Source organism: Mycobacterium sp. JS623, assembly GCF_000328565.1.
GTDB lineage: Bacteria > Actinomycetota > Actinomycetes > Mycobacteriales > Mycobacteriaceae > Mycobacterium.
In genome coordinates, this window is sequence record NC_019966.1 from 6135115 (window position 1) to 6155672 (window position 20558).

Annotated in this window: 7 protein-coding genes; 3 read left to right on the top strand and 4 right to left on the bottom strand. The window is 64.9% G+C overall.

Annotated elements, in window-relative coordinates; genetic code table 11:
* Positions 1 to 59: 59 nt before the first annotated feature.
* Both MYCSM_RS29840 and MYCSM_RS29845 read left to right on the top strand, forming a co-directional pair.
* Positions 60 to 3236, top strand: coding sequence for an arabinosyltransferase domain-containing protein (locus tag MYCSM_RS29840; RefSeq protein WP_015309910.1), 3177 nt, complete (start codon positions 60 to 62; stop codon positions 3234 to 3236).
* The gene (locus MYCSM_RS29845) at positions 3237 to 4148 is read left to right on the top strand and encodes an MBL fold metallo-hydrolase (RefSeq protein WP_015309911.1); all 912 of its coding nucleotides are present in this window, start codon (positions 3237 to 3239) and stop codon (positions 4146 to 4148) included.
* Positions 4149 to 4328: 180 nt separating this feature from the next.
* Here the strand turns inward: MYCSM_RS29845 and MYCSM_RS29850 are convergent, their stop codons facing one another.
* Both MYCSM_RS29850 and MYCSM_RS29855 read right to left on the bottom strand, forming a co-directional pair.
* Complete coding sequence (locus MYCSM_RS29850) at positions 4329 to 5702, bottom strand: serine/threonine-protein kinase (RefSeq protein ID WP_015309912.1); 1374 nt, start codon at positions 5700 to 5702, stop codon at positions 4329 to 4331.
* A gap of 17 nt (positions 5703 to 5719) precedes the next feature.
* Complete coding sequence (locus MYCSM_RS29855; RefSeq protein WP_041312848.1) at positions 5720 to 12475, bottom strand: Ig-like domain-containing protein; 6756 nt, start codon at positions 12473 to 12475, stop codon at positions 5720 to 5722.
* Positions 12476 to 12605: 130 nt separating this feature from the next.
* Here MYCSM_RS29855 and MYCSM_RS37915 point away from each other — a divergent pair, with 130 nt between their 5' ends.
* Positions 12606 to 13061 carry a hypothetical protein gene (locus MYCSM_RS37915; RefSeq protein ID WP_041312849.1) on the top strand — a complete coding sequence of 152 codons (456 nt, stop codon included), beginning with the start codon at positions 12606 to 12608 and terminating at the stop codon, positions 13059 to 13061.
* A 500-nt stretch (positions 13062 to 13561) separates the two neighbouring features.
* On the opposite strand, the gene MYCSM_RS29865 is transcribed toward MYCSM_RS37915, so the two are convergent.
* Together MYCSM_RS29865 and pks13 are read right to left on the bottom strand one after the other, a co-directional pair.
* On the bottom strand, positions 13562 to 15115 hold the full coding sequence (locus MYCSM_RS29865) for an acyl-CoA carboxylase subunit beta (RefSeq protein ID WP_015309914.1): 1554 nt from the start codon (positions 15113 to 15115) through the stop codon (positions 13562 to 13564).
* Positions 15112 to 20484 (bottom strand): polyketide synthase Pks13, encoded by a 5373-nt coding sequence (gene pks13 / locus MYCSM_RS29870; RefSeq protein ID WP_442928549.1) that lies wholly within the window; start codon positions 20482 to 20484, stop codon positions 15112 to 15114. The genes MYCSM_RS29865 and pks13 overlap by 4 nt, the downstream gene beginning before the upstream one ends.
* Positions 20485 to 20558 lie beyond the last annotated feature (74 nt).

Sequence of the window (20558 nt, forward strand, 5' to 3'; positions counted from 1 at the left end):
AGGCGAGTGAGGATCGCAGCGACGAAGGAGCGAGGACCGGACCGAGCCGGAGTCGAGCAATGAGCGACGTGAAGGTCGCGCGCTGGACGGCGACGATCGCGGGCCTGATCGGCTTCATTCTCTCAGTCGCCACACCGCTGCTGCCGGTGGTACAAACCACCGCGACGCTGAACTGGCCGCAGGGTGCTCAGCTCAATAATGTTACGGCGCCGCTCATTTCGCAGGTGCCGGTGACCATGACGGTGACGGTGCCCTGCGATGTCATCCGCGCGCTGCCGCCCGCTGGCGGCATGGTGCTGGGCACAGCGCCGAAGGACGGAAAGCAGGCCGCCCTGCAGTCGCTGTTCGTCAACGTCAACAAGGACCGCGTCGACATCACCGACCGCAACGTGGTGGTGGCCAGCGTGCCAAGAGTGCGAGTGACAGCGCCAGAGTGTCAACGGATCGAGATCACGTCGTCGGAGGCAGGCACCTTCGCCACGTTCGTCGGCCTGACCGACCCCACGACGGGTAAGGAGCAGCGGACCGGCTTCGTCGACCCGAACCTGCGACCGTCGATCGTCGGCATCTTCACCGACATGACCGGGCCAGCACCGCCAGGATTGAGCGCGTCGGCCGTCATCGACACCCGGTTCTCCACCAAGCCAACGACTTTGAAGCTCGCCGCAATGCTGCTGGCGATCATCTCGACGATCGTGGCCCTGGTCGCGCTGTGGCGGCTCGACAGGCTCGATGGCCGGCGGATGCAGCGGTGGCTGCCCGAACGCTGGCGCACGTTCTCAGCGACCGACGTCGTGGTGATCGGCGGCTTCGTCGTTTGGCACGTGATGGGCGCCAACTCGTCGGACGACGGCTACATCTTGCAGATGGCCCGCGTCGCCGGGCACGCCGGCTACATGTCGAACTACTTCCGCTGGTTCGGCAGTCCCGAAGACCCGTTTGGTTGGTACTACAACCTGCTGGCGGTGATGACCGGCGTCAGCGACGCCAGCATCTGGATCCGACTGCCCGACCTGGTGTGCGGGATCGTGTGCTGGCTCTTGCTTTCCCGTGAGGTGCTGCCCCGGCTCGGTCCGGCGGTCGCGGCGAGCAAGCCGGCGGTGTGGGCAGCTGGCCTGGTGCTGCTGGGGGCCTGGATGCCGTTCAACAACGGCCTGCGTCCCGAAGGCCAGATCGCCACCGGCGCGCTGATCACCTACGTGCTGATCGAGCGCGCAATCATCTCCAGCCGCATGACGCCAGCGGCGCTGGCGATCCTCACCGCCGCGTTCACACTGGGCATCCAGCCGACGGGTCTGATCGCGGTCGCCGCGCTGTTGGCAGGCGGCAGACCGATTTTGCGAATCCTGGTCAAACGTCATCGCATCGTCGGCACCTGGCCGCTGGTCGCGCCGCTGCTGGCGGCAGGCACGGTGGTACTGGCGGTGGTGTTCGCGGATCAAACGTTGGCAACGGTGTTGGAAGCCACCAGGATTCGCACCGCGATCGGACCCAGCCAGGCGTGGTACACCGAAAACCTGCGGTACTACTACCTGTTCCTGCCGACGGTCGACGGCTCGCTGTCGCGGCGGTTCGGTTTCTTCTTCACTGCGCTGTCGCTGTTCACGGCGATGTTCGTGATGTTGCGGCGCAAGCGTGTTCCCGGCGTGGCGCGCGGGCCGGTGTGGCGATTGATGGGCATCATTTTCGGCACCATGTTCTTCTTGATGTTCACACCGACGAAGTGGGTGCACCACTTCGGCCTGTTCGCCGCGGTGGGCGCGGCGATGGCGGCGGTGGCGACGGTACTTGTGTCCCCTGCCGTGATGCGATGGTCGCGCAACCGGATGGCGTTCCTCGCCGCGGTGTTCTTCATGCTGGCGTTGTGCTTCGCCACCACCAATGGCTGGTGGTACGTGTCGAGCTACGGCGTGCCGTTCAACAACGCGACGCCGAAGATCGCCGGCGTCACAGTCAGTTTCCTGTTCTTCATATTGTTTGCGATCACCGCGATCTACGCGGCCTGGTTGCATTTCGCATCGCGTGACCACGGCGAGGGCCGCATCGCGCGTGCGCTCACCGCCGCACCCATTCCGCTCGCAGCAGGCTTCATGGTGGTGGTCTTCGTCGCGTCGCAGGCCATTGGCATCGTGCGGCAGTATCCGACCTACTCCAATGCATGGGCGAACCTGCGCTCCTTCACGGGTGGCTGCGGACTGGCCGACGATGTGCTCGTCGAACCGAACGCCAACGATGGCTTCCTGACGCCGCTGCCCGGCAATTACGGTCCGTTGGGGCCGCTGGGCGGCGACAAGCCTGTCGGCTTCGTCCCCGACGGCGTGCCGGAAAAGATTGTGGCAGAGACGATTCGGCAGAACTTGCCACAGCCGGGTACTGACTACGATTGGGATCAGCCAATCAAGCTGAAGGCTCCCGGCATAAACGGGTCCACTGTGCCGCTGCCGTTCGGCCTTGACCCCGCGCGGGTTCCGCTGGCGGGCACGTATGTCGAGGGGGCCCAGCAGCAGAGCCGGCTCGCCTCGGCGTGGTATCAGCTACCTGCGCGCGACGACGCACATCCGCTCGTGGTCATCACCGCGGCGGGCACTATCAGCGGCGTCAGTGTGTTCAACGGGCGGACCGACGCCCAGATGGTCGAATTGGAATATGCGCGGCCCGGCCCGGATGGCGCACCCGTCCCCGCGGGCAGGCTGGTGCCTTACGACCTCGGGCCGATCCCGTCGTGGCGCAACCTGCGCTTCCCGCGCGAGCAGATTCCCGCCGACGCCGTGGCGGTACGGGTGGTGGCAGAGGACCGCTCGCTGACACCGGGCGACTGGATCGCGGTCACCCCGCCGCGGGTGCCCGAGCTGCGGTCGGTGCAGGAGTACGTCGGCTCGAAGCAGCCCGTGCTCATGGACTGGGCTGTGGGCCTTGCCTTCCCGTGCCAGCAGCCGATGCTGCACGCCAACGGCGTTACGGAGATTCCGAAGTTCCGCATCACGCCCGACTACAACGCCAAGCGCAAAGACACCGACACGTGGGAGGACGGCCTCAACGGCGGCCTGCTCGGCATCACCGACCTGTTGTTGCGCGCGCACGTGATGGCGACGTACCTGTCGAACGACTGGGGTCGGGATTGGGGCTCGCTGCGCAAGTTTGACACCATAGTGGATGCCGAGCCAGCGCAACTCCAATTCGGCACCGCCACCCATAGTGGGCTGTGGAAGCCCGGCAAGATCCGCATCGGACCCTAAGTGGCAGACCGGATTCGACTCGGCAACGCGGCGCTGACCCGCGTGGTCGAGTGGCAGGTTGACAGCCTGCCGGCGACGGTGTTCCCTCAGACCCCAACCGAGGCGTGGAATGAGCTCGCGGACGAATTCGCGCCGACTTTCTGGGCTAATGGCCACTGGCGCATCGCGTTACAGATCTGGGTTCTCGAGGTCGACGGACTCACCATTGTCGTCGACACCGGCGCCGGCAATGACCGGACGCGGCCCCGGATGGCAGTGCTGGACCACCTGGACACCGACTTCCTGGCGTCATTGCAGGGCGCGGGTGTCGATCCCGGCGACGTCGACGTCGTCATCAACACCCATCTGCACTTCGACCACGTCGGCTGGAACACCAAGCGCGACGGCGACGCTTGGGTACCGACGTTTCCCAACGCGCGCTACCTGATGCCGGAGGCCGACTACCGGCACTTTCATCCCGACAGCGCCGACCAGCGTGCCGCGCCGCAGACCGAGGACGAGCAGTCGCTGAGGGAGCATGTCCGAACGGTGTTCGCGGACAGTATTTCTCCCGTGGAGAAACAGATCCAGTTGTGGTCCGAAGATTATCAACTGAGCGAGTCGGTGCGCCTGCGACCTGCGCCGGGCCACACGCCGGGATCCTCGGTGGTATGGCTGGACGCAGGCAAGCCGGCCGTGTTCGTCGGCGACTTGACGCACTGCCCTATCCAGCTGCACCGGCCCAACGATCCATGTGTCTGGGATGAGGACTTCGCGGCCGCGGCCGTGACACGCAAGAGAGTACTCACGGAAGCGGCGCGCCGGCGTGCTGCCGTCGTGCCCGCGCACTATCCGGGCCATGGCGGCGCAACGGTGGTCGCCCGCGGGGACACGTTCAAGATCGACGACTGGCTGGAGCTGCCGGAGATCTAGGCCCGGCACCGGCAAGGAAGCTCCGACCCCTAATGGTTGAAGGTGCCCAGCTCTGCGCGACAAAGTCGCGGGGACTGTCGCGGGCAGCGACACTGTCGCCAAGAGCCGGGCATTGATCAGATCTGTCGACTAGCCGGTCTGCGGCCGATTCGCCGTGGCCGCAATCCAAGTATCAGGTCGTCACGACGGCGGCGTCGCGGTCACCGTCCCGTTGCTCTGCAGAATGTCGTCGTGACAGTCCAGATGCGTCTGCCCGGTCTGCTCCATGCACACCAACACCGGTGCCTCCGTCTCCGACGGATACACCTCGTCGTTCGGGCCCGCCGTGGCGGTCGGGCTGGAGATCTCGCCCGGATACAGCGACCAGATCGTGCCATTGGTGGTCGGCAGGTGCGCGCAGTAGGCGGGCGCGCCGCCTTCGGTGATGCCTGCTGCGCCCAACGTCGCGCACTTGGCCCCAACCACCACCACCGGCAGCGTGACATTGCCCGGCGCGGCGGGCGCTGACGACTGCGGCGGCTTCACCGCTTCCGAGTGGTCGCGCGTCCTGTCGAACACAACGAAACCGACTGCGCCAATGGCGATCACGACAATTGCGGCCGCAGCGCCGGTGAGCAGGCGCCGCCGTGATTGAGTCTCCCCCCGTTTGGCATGCCGCGGGCCTGTCGCTGCGATTGCGAGCTTCGTCGCGTCAGGACTGAGATCCTGTTCGTTGATGCCGATGTGATGCGCCAGCGCACGGGCGAAGTCAATGCACTTGTCATAGCGGTCGCGCGGCGACTTCGCGAGCGCCTTCTCGAAAACCGGGCCGAGGTCAGCCAACTCCGGCCGTCGCGTCCCGATCTTCGGCGGAGCGGCGGTCAAGTGCTGGCTGATCACCACAGCGGGGTTGGAATGCTGGAATGGCGGTGTGCCGGTGAGTAATTGGAAGGCCGTGGCGGCCAACGCATACTGGTCGGCTCGGCCATCGATATCTTCGCCCTTGAGCTGCTCCGGTGCGGCGTAGGCGACGGTGCCCACGGTCATGTTGGTTCCGGTCAGCGCGCTTGATTCCCCGATCCAGCGGGCAATCCCGAAGTCAGCCAACATGATCCGCGCACCATCGGCATCGCCGTTGGTCATCAGAATGTTGGTAGGCTTCACGTCACGATGCAGCAGGCCCTTCTGATGGGCATAGTCGAGCGCGCCAGCGACGGCAGTGACGATCCGCACCACTTCGTGAGGCGGCATGCCGTCCGGATAGCACTCAGCGAGCAGGCGTCCCGCATCGGTACCCTCGACGTAGTCCATTGAGATCCACAGCTGCCCGTCGACGTCGCCCCGGTCGTGCACCTCGACGATGTGCGGATGCCACAGCGTCGCAGCGATATCGGCTTCCCGGTTGAACCGTTGCCGGTACTCGCTTTCCGCACAGACCGACGCCGAAAGCACCTTGAGCGCGTCGCGCCGCGGCAGCCGCGGATGCTGGGCCAGATACACCTCGCCCATCCCGCCAACACCCAGGGATCGCAGGATCGTGTACCCCGCGATCACCTCGCCCTCGGCTAGCGGCATGGGCGCAGCTTAGTACCTCACACTTGCGCTGCGACCGAATCGCCGACCGGGACGATGTGGAAGAAGTAGGAGAACGAACCGTCGGCGTTCGTGATCTTGGTGGTGACGTACATCTGGGTGCGGTCTTCGTTGAACGTGTAGCCGTACACCGCGCCATCGATGTTCACTGGATCGCCGCTCACCGTCCCGGTCGACCAGTCGATGCGAGTGAGCGCCGTTGTGGCACTGCCGTCGGCCGCCGTCGTCTGGGTCAACTCGTAGTATCCGTCGTCCTGGTAGTTGTACGTGTATCCGCGTTCGGTGCCGGCCAGCACGATCGGTTGCCCGACGACGTCTCCGGTTACGAGGTCGACCATCGTGAGCCGTGTGATAGACCCGCCTGCGCCGTCGATGTGAGTGACCTGAATGGCCCTGGTCGCCGAACTCGGCGTGTACCGCACGCGCAGCGAGTTATCCCCGTACCAATCCGAGGTATACCCTTCTCCCTCGACGTCGAGGGTCGTCAATACGCTGGTTTCGCGGTCGAGGAAGATCAGCCGTGTCGAGACCGAGCCGTCCGCGGCGATCTGTTTGGTGCGCATCACGAGGTTTCCGAGGGCGCCGTAGCCGTAGTTATACCCGCTGATCGGGATGCCGCCCACCTCGACGGGACCGTCACCCAATGCGGTTCCCGTGGTGAGATCGATGGCCAGGAAGCGGGTCCTGATCGACGCCGGATCGTAGTTGCCTGAGTAATACTCGCCGTCGATGGTGAAGACATACATCGTGTTTCCGTCGGCGCTGTACGAGAATGGACTCGATCCGTACGAGTACACGGAGGAATAGCCGTGCACGACGATCGGCTCCGCGTCGCCGACCACGAAGACCATCTCCATGGTCGATCGGTCGGGATTCTCCACGTCGTCCACATGGGTGTAGACCGTTACGGTCTTACCATTGGGTGTTTGGAAGGTCCCGGAGCTGAGTGTGCCCTCAGGTAGTGGGTTCAAGACCGCGCCGGTTCGCGTGTCGATCACCACGGAGCGCGTGACGCTGGTCGAGGCCGTGTAGTCGTAGGTCGACAGGGTTATCTGCGATTCGTCGGCACTGAGGTTCGGCGATTGGTAGCCGGGGTCCCCGCCGAGCACGACCGGTGCGCCGAGCACCAGCCCGGTGTCGGTGTCGACGAGCGCCATGGTGGTGGTCCGACCGCCGTCGGCATCGTAGGAGACACCCACCAGCACGACCCGGCTGCCGTCGATCAGCCACTTGGTCTCCTTCAGCTGACCGCGATAGGCATCGATGGTGACGGTCGGTGCCGCCTCGCCGGTATCGAGGTTGTACACGGTGAAGGCGACGGTGTTGGCGGATTCGTCGCTGGTGGTCACGTAGGCGCGGGTGCCCTCGTCGTTGAAATCCACGGAGTTGTTCAGAGCGCCAAGCGTGATCGCGGGCCCGACGAGGGCGCCGGTCCGGGTGTCCAGCGTCGTCACCCCGCTCGGCCTGGCGGTGTAGTAGGTGCACCCATTTCCGCAGGATCCGGTTATCTGGGTGTAGCTGACGAAATGGACCCGGGTGTCGTCGGAGTTGAACACCACGTCGGATGAGTAGTAGTCGGAGTTGGCGACGGGTACCGGCGAACCGATCAACGTGCCCGTCTCGGCATCGATGAGGCCGGCCTTTCGGGTGTAGACGTTGGTCTGCTGGACGGGGTCGTATTGGTAACTATTGACCGCATATGCGGCCAGGCTTCCGTCGTCGTTGAATCGCAGGTAGCCGTAGCGGTCGTAGCCCTGGATTGTCAGCGGAGTGTTGACCGGAAGGCCCGTCGCTTCATCGATGACCGCCACACGTGTGACGGTCTGGCTCTCGTCGTGCGTCATGAAGTAGGACCGGTATCCGGCGTAGTCGCGCTGCAGAGACTGATAGTAGCCGTCGAGCTGGACGGGCCGCCCGAGGACGGTACCGTCCTCGACGTTCATGATCGTGAAAGTGGTTGCAGGAGAGCCACTTTGGTTTTGCTCAGCGAGATATATGCGGGATTGTTCCTGATTTTCGTACGCATACTGAAAGCTGTGGCCTGCGAGGAGCGAATCGCCCACCAGCGCACCGGTTTCTGTGTTGACGATGCGCAGTGAGATGTTGTCGTTGCTGCGGTTGTAGCCCCGGAAGAACAAGCGGCTGCCGTCTTCGTTGAAGTCGAGGCCATAGTCCGCATAGGGCAGATTGCCGCTGACGACCACCGGCTGACCAAGCACCACTCCGGATTCCGCATCAATAACCACAAGCGAACCGGTGGCGTTGTAGTAATCGTAGTTGCTCACTGCGGTGAGATATCCTCGGTCGCCGACGAACTCGAGTTTTCTCAAGCTCCCGTCGAGTAACGTCTGCTGCCCGACCTGGGTACCGGTCCGGATGTCGACGACCGCCATCTCGGTCGTGTAGTGGTACCTGTAGTCATCGTTGGAGTAGGTACTGGTCCCACCGAGCAGATAGGCGTATCCGTTGACGACCTGCAGCGAGTTCGAGTAATAACCGTCGACGTCGACCGGCTGGCCCACGATACGACCGTTTTCGGTGTCGACCGTGGTCAGTGAGCTCGTGGTGCGGTTGTTCACATAGTCGTAGTGGTTCTGCGTGATGAGTGCGCGAGTCCCGTCCTCGCTGAGGGTCAGCCCGTAGAACTCGGTGTCGAAGGGAATCGGTTCGCCGACGACGAGTCCGCTGTGGGTGTCGACAATTGTCAGCGTCGAGGCTTCGCCAGTTTCCTGGCTGTACGTGTAACTGGAGAGGTATGCCCGCGAGTGGTCGGCATCGAACACTGGTTCCTGGTAATAACCCTGCATGGAGACGACATCTCCGACGATGTCTCCCGTGGTCGTGTCGAGAACCGTGAAGGTGTAGTCCTGGTAGTCGTTTCCGGGATCGGAAATGAGATAGACCTTGCTGTAGTCGTTGTACGAGGGGAAGTCGATGCGGCGGAACGAATGGTCCACCGTCACGTCTTGCGCCAGCACGGCGCCGGTCTCAGCGTCGATGATGCGCAACGCGCTCGGCAGCGACGACTGGTAATAGTCGGGACGTGCGACCATCAGTACCCGCTTGCCGTCGTCGGTGATTCGCACATCGACGTAGCCAGAGTTACCTGCGGCGGTCAGCGACGTGGGCCCGCCGATGATCGACGCGGTCTCCATGTCAACGACGGTGACGGTCGCCGTGCGGTAGTCCGACGAGTAACCGGTGAACACGGCCCGAGACTTGTCAGCATTGAGCTGCGGGTAGGCATTGCCCGTGATGGCGAGGCGGTCGCCGACGACGGTGCCTGTTTCGGTGTTCACGATGACGAAGTCGGTCGTGCCCGAGGCACTGTCATACCCACTGAGATAGTAACGGCTTCTGTCGTCGTTGAACCCCGTCAAGCCATAGCCACTGCCGGTGACGGAGACAGGTGTACCGATCTCTGCGCCGGTCGCCACGTCAACCACAGTGAACGTCGAGCTGCTCTGATTGTCGTACGAACGCGTGATCAAGTAGGCGCGCTTGCCATCTGCGCTGAATTGCAGGTCCCCGTTGTACGCGTAACCCGGCCGCGTGATCGAGGAGCCCACCTGCGTCCCCGAGGTGGTGTCGATGATCTGGACGACCGTCGAACGCACTCCCGTCTCTGGATCGACCACCTGGCTGTACTCGTAGACGCGCGTGCCGTCAGGGCTCATCCGTGTTTGAGATGGCGTTCCTGCCAACAGAATTGGCTGGCCGACCAGGCCGTTGTCAACGGTCGGAGCGATGGTGACCGTGACCGACACGGGCGTGCTGGCGCCGGCAGCATCGGTGACGGTGAAGGTCAGCGTGTCCGTGTCGACGCCCTGCGTTGCCGCAGCCGCATCTCGCGCGTCTTGATTCGGGGTGTAGCTGTATGTAGCGGTCGTCACGCCATTCGTGGTGACACTGCCGGTGGGCAATAGCGTTCCAGTCGTTGGACTGGGTGGCGTGATGGTGACGGCGTCTCCGTCCGGGTCACTTGCGGTGATGGTGACCGTGAGAGTGCCTGTCTCGGTGTCGGGCTCGGCCGCCGAAGCCTGCCCGCCCGGGGCGACGTTGTCGGGCAGCGCGTTCAACGAGATTGTGGTGACGGTGCGAGCATTCTGGTTGATGACGTAAGCCTTTGTCCCATCCTGGGATAGCGCTACGCCGACGGGCCCGTCGCCCACGGGGATCGTCATCGCCACGGTGTTCGTCGCGGTGTTGATGACGGACACGCTGTCGCTGCCCGAGTTCGTGACGAAGGCCAGACCGCCAGGACTGACGGCTATGCCGTACGGCGCATCGCCAACCGGAATAGGCTGGCCCACAACAGTATTGGTCGTCGTGTTGATCACCGACACAGAGTCGGCGCTGAAATTCGTCACATAGGCGCGCGTACCGTCTGGTGAAACATCGACTCCGAACGGCTGGCTACCCACAGGGACTGTGGCGACCACTGCATTGGTGGCGGTGTTGATCACCGAGACGGTGTTGCTGTTCAAATTGGTCACGTACGCACGGGTGCCATCCGTGTTGAAGCTGACGTTGGCCGGCGTGGTGCCCACCGGTATCGTGCCCAGCACCATGTTGTTGGTGGCGTTGATGACGGACACCGTCCCGCTGGAGGAGTTCGTCACATAAGCGCGCGTGCCGTCGGGCGATACGGCCACGCCTGCCGGCCCGTTCCCTACGGGGATGGTGGCCAGCACGGAGTTGTTGGCAGTGTTGATGACGGTGATGTTCGCGCTGTTCAGATTGGTGACGTAGGCACGCGTGCCTGCGGGGTTGACCGCCACGCCGAACGGCGTCGTTCCGGCCGGGACCGTCGCGATCACTGTGTTGGTGACGGTGTTGATCACCGACACTGTGCCGTTGAAATTCGTTATATAGGCCCGTGATCCGTCCGGGGACACCGCGCCGAAAGCGGGTGTGCCGTCGACGGTGACTGGGGTGGTTACGCTCAGCGCGGCCGGCCTGACCGGGACTGTCACGGGTACCGCGACCGTCGTGCTGCCATCGCCGACGGTGACGGTGAAGGTGTCGCTGTCGGCTCCGGGAGTTTGGCCCGCGGCCAGCCGCGCGGCCGACGTGGGGACGTAGGTGTACGTGCCCGTAGCCGCATTGACGGTGACCGTTCCGCGCGCGGGGGTGCCTGTTACGGTGTACGACAACGGTTCTGAGTCGGTCACATTCAACGCACCGGTGACCGCACCAATGGCGGTATCACCGAGAACGACTGTCGGCGGTCCGGTAACCGTCGGCGGCGCATCGGTGACCACCCAGATCGGGGTAACCGTGTCGGAAGCCTGGTTCGCGACCAACAGGTGGGCACCGTCAGGCGAGACCACGACGCCGATCGGGGATCCGCCAACCGCTACCGGGGTGCCGATGACGGTGTTGGTCTTGGTGTCGATGACGGTGAATGTGCCGGCGGTCTGGCTGGTCACATACGCCAGACTGCCGTCACCTGAGACTGCGACGTCGTAAGCCCCGGCACCGACTGGGATCGGAGACCCCACAACGGTATTGGTCGCAGTGTCGATCACCGTGACGCGACCCGGGTTCAGACTGGTGACGTACGCGCGAGTACCGTCCGGCGAGAAAGCCACGCCGAAGGGCTGCGCGCCCACGGGGATCGTCGCCAACAACGCCCCGGTGGTGGTCGAATAGGCGGTGACCGCCGATCCGTTCAATTTGGTCACGTACGCGGTGGCACCGTTCGGACTGACCGCAATGCTGGCCGGGGTTCCCGTCGCGGGGACAGCGGCGACAACCGTGTTGGTGCTGGTGTTGATCACCGAGATCGTGTTCGAGCCTGCATTCGTGACGTAGGCCCACGCGCCATCAGCCGACAAAGCGACATCCGACGGGAGGCTGCCCACCGGCACGGTCGCCACCACCGTGTTCGTGGCCGTGTTGATCACCGAAACGCTGTTGGCACCCAGGTTTGCGACATACGCGCGTGTGCCCGCCGTGTTCAGCGTCACGCCATATGGGCTAGCACCTACCGGGACGGTCGCGACCACGGCGTTGGTGGCGGTATTGATCACTGAGATGGTGCCCGCATTGACGTTGCCCACATAAGCGCGCGTGCCATCGGGGCTGATGGCGCCGAACGACGGGCCGTCACCTCCCGCCACCGGTGTGCCGACCGAGAGGACCGTCGGGCTGATCGTCACCGTCACCGGAACCGCAACCGACAACTCACCGTCACTGGCGGTCACTGTGAAACTGTCCGTATCGGCGGAGGGCGTCAGCCCCGCGCGCAGCCGGGCCGCCTGCGTCGGCGTGTAGGTGTAGATTCCATTGGCGGAATTGACGGTCACCGTACCCCCGGCGGGTGTCCCGCTCACCGTGTAAATCAACGGCGAGGTCTCCGCGTCCGCCACGTTCAGGTTTCCGCTTACCACACCGGTGACTGGATCGGGAGCGCCGACTGTTGGCGGGGCCGTCGCGGCCGGCGGCGTATTCGTCACCAGCGCCGCCATCCTCGCGAACGACGGGGACTGTGGCAATTCGGTGACGGGTACTTCGCCGATGGGCTGACTGCTCGCGGTCAGGTTGCTTACGGTTGTTGGCGATTCAGATGGGAGGGCCCGCTCCACTTCGCGCCGGGCCCACGCCAGTACCGCCAACAGCAGCGGGGATCCGGCTGGCGTCGCTGGTCCCGGCGCTACGAACGGGGCCAGCACGCTCGAGACGAACGTCGACACGAGGTGGGCGCCGGTGGTCGATGGTATCGCTGCAGGAGCCTGAGCCTGCGTCTCCACCGCCTCAACCCCATCAGTCGAGTGGACGGCTCCTATCGATTGCGGTGCCCGCAATGTTGTAGGAGTCAGCGGAGCACCTCCGGTCACCGAGAGGGTCGATGTCGCTACTGGCGCGACTGTCCCTGCGTTGGTGCCGATCGAATGCGCCGGCGAAGGCGCGGTGGCGGTCGTCGCCTCTCGGACCGACGAACCAGAATTCCGCGCGGCAGGCGGCGCGGCTGTGGCGTTGGTGGTGGGAGGTGTCGTCAGTCCGGGACTGAGGTGGCCCCCATCGGATGGCTCCGGTTCGGCCGTGGACACCGGCTGGTTTGACGCGTTGGGGCCGTACGACGAGGTCGGCGCATTCGCACCCGTCGGCGGCGCCGATGTGGAGACCACTCCGGTCGGCGTCGGCTTCGTGTCGCCCACCGACGCGTCCTGCAGGCTCGTGTTGGCAGCAGGCGGGCTCAGCGTGGCGCCAGTCGTCGGCTGGCTGGGGGCGCCGTTGGCGGTGTCGGGCGTGCCAGATGTCGCTTCTGTGGAGCCTGACTCGGAGGTACCGGTCCCTGCGGAGCCGTCATCTGTGGTGGCGAACGCCACGCCGTGACCATTGGTCACCGCGACGCCCACCCCCAGTGCGACCGCCAGCGCACCGACGCGTCCGACGTAACTCGCATATCGCAAGGTCTTCCGCGCCCGGGTGTCCATGAGCGGAGCCGCTTGGGAGCGATAGGCCGGAGTCAACGACAAAATGCTCGGTAGCGGAGCTACCGAGGGTGTCAAACGGTTCGACTTTGCTGTTTGAGCGGGCCGCTTGGCCATGAGTCCCTCCCGGATTGCGCACACGCATGCAAGATCACTGCGTATAGATAGGCGTTCGCGAGTCGAACTGATGACGGAGGCAATGACGTCAGGGCGAGGCGGTTTGCTTCACACCCGCCCGGACCGTCCCCCGGTCTTCACAGTTAACTCGTATTTGACGCTAAGGAAAGGGGTGCTTCCGAGGAATCGGGTGTTTCCCTATAGTTCACAAATTTTTCAGAGGGAACAGACGGTCGACTCCCAGCTTGGCGGAAGTCGGTGGGGCTCGCCGATCGTCGCGGCCGCTCAGAGCGGCGTCAGGCCGTGCTTACGTTGCACCTTGTTCAGGTTCTGCTTGTCACGCAGCAATCGCAGCGACTTGCGCAGCAACAGCCTGGTTTCGTGCGGCTGGATCACCCCATCGATATAGCCGCGCTCGGCAGCGATCCACGGCGTTGCCATGTTCAGGTTGTAGCCCTCGATGAAGTCGTCGCGGATCTTCTGCACCTCGGGTGCGGTCGGATCGGGGAACCGTTTCACCAGCAGCTGTGCGGCACCCTCGGCGCCGATTACGGCGATACGCGCGGTGGGCCACGCGAAGTTGAGGTCAGCAGACAACTGCTTGGAGCCCATGACTGCGTAGCCGCCGCCGTAGGCCTTGCGCACGATGATGGTCACCTTGGGCACGTCGGCTTCGACGATGGCGTTGAAGAACCGACCGCCGCGCTTGATGATGCCGCCCTTCTCCTCCTCGACACCCGGCATGGCGCCAGGGGTGTCGACGACGAACACCAGCGGCAGGTTGAACGAGTCGCAGAACCGGATGAAGCCGGCCGCTTTGTCGGATGCCTCGTTGCCCACCGCGCCGGACATGTGCATCGGCTGGTTGGCGATCACGCCGACCGGATGGCCGTCGACCCTGGCGAATGCGGTGATCATGGACGGGCTGCGCTGCTCGGCGATTTCGAAGACGTCGCCGTCGTCGAAGATCCGCAGCAGCACCTCGTGCATGTCATAGGCCATGTTGTCGCTGTCCGGCACGATCGAGTCGAGTTCGTAGTCGTGCGGAGTCAGCTCCGGCTCCAGCCCGGGATTGATGATCGGCGGATCGTCGAAGTGGTTGGCGGGCAGGAAACTCAGGTAATCGCGGACATACTGATAGGCCTCTGCCTCCGACTCGACCACCTTGTGAATGTTGCCGCGCTGCGCCTGCACGTCGGCGCCACCGAGTTCGTCGAACGTGACGTCTTCGCCGGTCACGTCCTTGATGACGTCCGGGCCGGTGATGAACATGTAGCCCTGGTCGCGCACCGCAACCAGCAGGTCGGTCTGGATCGGCGAATAGACCGCGCCGCCAGCGCATTTCCCGAAGATCAGAGAAATCTCCGGCACCAGGCCGCGCAGCATCTCATGGCGACGGCCCAACTCGGCATACCACGCCAGCGAGGTGACGGCGTCCTGGATGCGCGCGCCCGCCGAGTCGTTGATGCCGATGATCGGGCAGCCGACCATCGCGACCCACTCCATCAGCTTGGCGACCTTGCGGCCGAACATCTCGCCGACCGAACCCTGGAACACCGTCTGGTCGTGGCTGAACACCCCGACCGGCCTGCCGTTGATGGTGGCGTGGCCGGTGACCACGCCGTCGCCGAACAGTGCGTTGGGATCACCGGGCGTCTTGGCCAGCGCACCGATCTCCAGGAAGCTGCCGGGGTCGACGAGTGCGTGGATGCGGGCGCGGGCACTGGGGATGCCCCTCTTCTCCCGCTTGGCGACGGCCTTCTCACCGCCGGGTTCCTTCGCCAGCTCGAGCTTCTCGCGGAGTTCGGCCAACAGTGCGGCGGTGGTTCGGTTCGTCACTTGGCCTGCTTCTCCTCAGCCTCGATCCGGTTGATTGCCTCGCTCATATGCGCGCCGACCTTCGCAATGTACGGCTCGTCGATGGCCTGGATGTGCTCGCCCCCGATCGGCACGATCTCCAGGTCCGAGACGAATTCACCCCAGCCGCCGTCGGGCTGACGGATGGCGTAACGCGGCTCGAAGAAGATCGCGTCGTCGTGGTAGCGGTCGGCCATGTAGAGCGTGACGTGCCCGTCGTACGGCTGGATCTCCACCGTCTCGAGCAGGCGGTTGTCCAAGTAGGACGTCCGCTGGTGCTCGATGACCCCGCCGGGGATCTGCGCGCCGCTGTCCTTGATCGCGTTGAGAACGAACTGGACCTGCGCCTCGTCGTCGAGCTCTTCGAGCTCTTCGTACGGGATCGGCGGAACCTCGACGTTGAAGGTCCGCTCCGCGAACCGCGCGTAGCGATCCCAGCGGGCGCGGGTCTCTTCCTTGGTCTGCGGAATCTCCTCGCCGGGCCGGACCATGTCGATCAGCCCGACGAAGCGGACGTCGGCGCCTGCGCGCTTCAGCCCGATCGCACACGCGTAGGCGAGCGCGCCGCCCAGCGACCAGCCGACCAAGATGAACGGCCCATTGCCGCCCAGCTCGAGCAGCTTCGGCATGTACTGCCCTGCGCGTTCCTCCACCGAGCCCTCGACCCGTTCGAAGCCGTACATCGGGGTGTCCGGTGGCAATCGCTTCAACAGCGGTTCGTACACCACCGTCGAGCCGCCCGCCGGGTGGAAGACGAATACCGGTGTGCTGTCGGACCCCTCCTGCGGCGCGCGCAGAGTTCGGACAAACCCGTCGATCTCACCGGCCTCGAGATACTCGCGGACGATTGTCGCCAGCGCCTCGATGGTCGGCGAGTTCTTCACGTCGTCGACGGTGATGGTTCCTTCGGCGCGTTCCGAAAGCCGTTGTGCCAGTTTCTCCGCGGTCGCGTCGTCGAGTGTGGGCAACGCGTTGAAAATGCCACCAGGTGACTTGCCGGTGACGATCGCCCACGTCGCGAAGGTGACGCGCTCCGCGGCTTCACGCGGCGGCACGTCTGCGCCCAGCGCCTCGGTGACGGCCTCCTGCGTCAGCACTCCCCTAAGCTCCGCGTGTGGGCCCTGCGCGGCCAGCGACGCGGCCGACGGCTGGTCAGGGCCCGCCGGGTTCGTCGGCGGGGCCGGCACAGCAGGACCTGACGGATCCGTTGGCGGTGGCGGGACATCCACTGGCGCAACCGCTTCCGGCTCACTGGCTACCGACTCAGCCGGCGCGTCAGTGGGCACGCCGCCGCCTGACATCAACGCGGCCTGCTCGGCGGCGATCTCCTCGGGGGTACGCGTCTGCTGGTGCTCGTGCAGCTGCTCGACCTCGTCGCGGTGCTCGATCGCGTACTCGATCAGCTTCTCGACGGCGTAGAGGTTCGCATCACGCACCGCGGTCAGCTGAATCGGCGGCAGGTCGAAGTCGTACTCGACGCGGTTCTTGATCCGCACCGCCATCAGCGAGTCGAGGCCGAGCTCGATCAGCGGCACCTCCCACGGCAGGTCCTCCGGCTCGTAGCCCATCGCACCACCGACGATCGTGCCCAGCCGGTCGCGCACGGTCTCACCGGAGTCCGGCGACCACTTGGCAAAGCCCGCACCGAGATTGGCTCCCTGGGTCAGGTTGTCCTGCAGGATTTCTGCAGCCGCGTCATCCTCGGGCACCGCGTCAGCTTGGACAAGGGCCTGGGTGACCACCGCTCCTGCACCAACGGCTGTCGGTAAGGCAGCGGCTTGGCCGCCGAGGCTCACGACCGCGTCGTACACCAACGTGAAGGACTCGTCGATGCGGGCGTGCACCTGAACGGTGGCGCCGCCGGGATGGCGGTTCAGCGTGGTCACCAACCGCGCGCCCTCACCCGGCACCGCACGTTGCTCAAAGGCAGTCAGCTTTGCATCCGGAATGACCTGCGCCGCTGCGGCTTTCACCAACGCGCCGAGGTCCGGCTCGCCCTTCGGGGCGAACTCCCAGACGTGGCGACCGTCGGGCGTGGCCACGTGGTTGCCCGGCATCATCACCGAGCTGTCTCCGGTGAACTTCGCGTCCAGCCAGTGCGGCTTGCGGCGGAAACGGGTCGGCGGGATGTTGGCGTACTCGCCGCGACCAAACATCGTGCGGAAGTCCAGATCGTGACCGTGCACGAATAGCTGCGCCATGGCCGACGTCATCGAGTCGACCTCGTCCTGCTTGCGCGCCAGCGTCGCGATCAGCTGTGCGTCGTGCAGTCCGGCAGCAGCGGTGGTCAGGCCCACCTGCATCAGCGCCACCGGATTCGGCGCCAGCTCGAGGAAGGTGGTGTGGCCGTTGTCGACGGCGTTGCGGATGCCCTGGGTGAAGTGGACGCTGTGGCGCAGCCCCTTCTTCCAGTAATCCACATCGTGGATCGGCTCGCCGCCGGGCCGGATGTATTTGCCCTCGTGCACTGTCGAGAAGTAGCCCGTGGTGATCGGATGGGGATCGATACCAACGAGTTCCGCGGCGAGTTCACCGAGCAGCGGGTCCATCTGCGAGGTATGGCTGGCGCCCTTGGTCTGCATCTTGCGGGCGAACTTGCCTTCCTGCTCGCAGCGCTCGATGATTGCGTCCACCTGGTCGGGTGGGCCGCCGATGACGGTCTGGTTAGGCGCGGCGTACACGCACACTTCGAGATCCTTGAAGTCGGCGAACACGGTCTCGATTTCCTCGGCCGAATACTCGACCAGCGCCATCAACCGGATCCATTCGCCGAACAGCATCGCCTCGCCCTCACCCATGAGGTGTGCACGCGCACAGATGGCCCGGGTCGCATCCTCCAGCGACAGGCCGCCGGCGAAATATGCCGCGGCCGCCTCGCCGAGCGACTGCCCTACTAGCGCAGCGGGTTTCGCGCCGTGCGCCTTGAGTAGCTCACCGAGCGCGATCTGCAGGGCGAAGATCACCGTCTGGACTACTTCGATGGGGTATTCGCAGGTCTCGTTTGTGTAGTCGACCTTGTCATCAAGAATCAACTCGACGATCGAGTAGCCGCGTTCATCCTGGATGAGGGCGTCGACCTTGTTGATCCACTCGGCGAACGTCGCGTTCCGCAGATACAGGTTCTTGCCCATCTTGCGGTGCTGTGCGCCGAAGCCGGCGAGCACCCACACGGGTCCGTTGGTGACTGGCCCGTCGGCAGTGAACACGTTGGGGTTCTGCTTGCCGTCGGCGAGCGCACGCAGGCCCTTGATGGCCTCGTCGTGGTCGTGTGCGAGAACGACGGCGCGCGAGCGGCCGTGGTTGCGCCGCGACAGCGAACGCCCGATCGACTCCAGAGACGAGGCCCGGCCTTCGGGACTGTCGATCCAGTCAGCCAGCTCGGCGGCGGTGGCCTTCTTGCGTGACGTCAGGAATCCCGAAACAGCAAGGGGGACAATAGGAGTCGGCCGTTCTTCAGCTTCCAGCTCTTCGCGGGCAACCTCGAGCAGACGCAGCGCCTCGTCGGTCAGGCCGGGAAGTTCGGGCTCGTCACCGGCAACCGCGACATGGCCTGAATATTCGGAATCCTCGGCTGCATCTTCTGCTCTTCGCCCAAGAGGCTCATCGTTGATGAACTCGCCGTACTCGTCCATCCGCACGCCCCCGACGTACACCGCGTCGGCCTCGGCGGCTGCGGCCTTGTCGGGCTCGGCTTCCGGCTTGGGTTCCGGCTCAACGAGATCCGACGGCAACACCTCGCGCAGCACCATGTGCGCGTTCGCGCCGCCGAAGCCGAAGCCCGACACGCCGGTGATGGCGTGGCCGCTGTAGCGCGGCCAGTCGGTGACGGTGTCGGCGACCTTGATGTGAATCGCATCGAAGTCGATGTAGGGATTCGGCCCGGCGTAGTTGATCGACGGCGGAATCTTGTCGTTCTTCAGCGCCAGCGCCATCTTGGCCAGGCTGGCCGCGCCGGCCGCCGACTCCAGGTGGCCCACATTCGATTTCACCGCGCCCAGCAGCGCCGGCTTATCCGGCGCGCGACCCCTGCCGATGACGCGGCCCAGCGCATCGGCCTCGATCGGGTCACCGAGGATGGTGCCCGTGCCGTGCGCCTCGATGTAGTCGACGTCGCGCGGATTGATGCCCGCATCCTTGTACGCCTTGCGCAGCACCTCGGCCTGCGCGTCCGGATTCGGCGCCAGCATGCCGTTGGACCGGCCATCGTGGTTGACCGCGCTGCCCGCGATCACCGCGAGGATCTCGTCGCCGTCACGCCGGGCATCGGACAGGCGCTTGAGCACCAGCATGCCGCCGCCCTCGGAGCGCGCGTAGCCGTCGGCGTCCTTCGAGAACGACTTGATCCGGCCGTCCGACGCCAACACTCCGCCGACCTCGTCGAAACCGATGGTCACCAGCGGCGTGATCAACGCATTCACGCCGCCGACGACCGCCACGTCGGCCTCGCCCGCACGCAGCGCCGCGACACCCTGATGTGCAGCTACCAGCGACGAGGAGCATGCGGTGTCGATCGCCATCGACGGCCCGCGGAAGTCGTAGAAGTAGGACACCCGGTTAGCGATGATCGAGCTCGTGGTCCCGGTGATCGCGTAAGGGTGTGCGACCGTGGGGTCAGACACCGCCAGGAACTGATAGTCGGTGTTCGATGATCCGATGTAGACCCCGACTCGCTCACCGCGCAGGCTTGACGCTGGGATACGCGCGTTTTCCAAAGCCTCCCAGGTCAATTCGAGCGCCATCCGCTGCTGCGGATCGACGTTGTCGGCCTCCATCTTCGACAGCGTGAAGAACTCGGCGTCGAAACCCTTGATGTCGGTCAGGTAGCCACCGCGGGTGCGGGCCTTGGCGACGCGTTCGGCGATCCGCGGCTCGGAGAGGAACTCCTCCCAGCGACCCTCGGGCAGATCGGTGATGGCGTCGCGGCCCTCGAGCAGCGCCTGCCACGTCTCGTCGGGAGTGTTCATGTCGCCGGGGAAGCGAGTGGCGATGCCCACGATGGCGATGTCGTCGACATCGCGCTCGCGGGACCAATCCTCGTCGACGGCAGTGTCTTCGATCTCCGGCTCGCCCTCGATGATCACGGTCGCCAAGGACTCGATAGTCGGATGACGGAACGCGACGGTGGCAGTCAACGTCACACCGGTGAGGTCCTCGATGTCGCTGGCCATCGCCACAGCGTCACGTGACGACAGGCCGAGCTCGACCATCGGCGTGGCGTCGTTGATCGCGTCCGGCGACTGGCCGGTGGCGTTGGCGATCCAGTCGCGCAGCCACTGACGCATGTCGGCGACCGTCATGTCGGTCCTCGGAGCCGCTTCGGCGGCGACCTCGGACTGAGGGGCGTCTTCAATATCCCCCGGCGCCAGCTGGATCCCATCGCCGGCGGGTTGCGAATTGTCGTGATAATCAGTCATTTTCAGGCCAC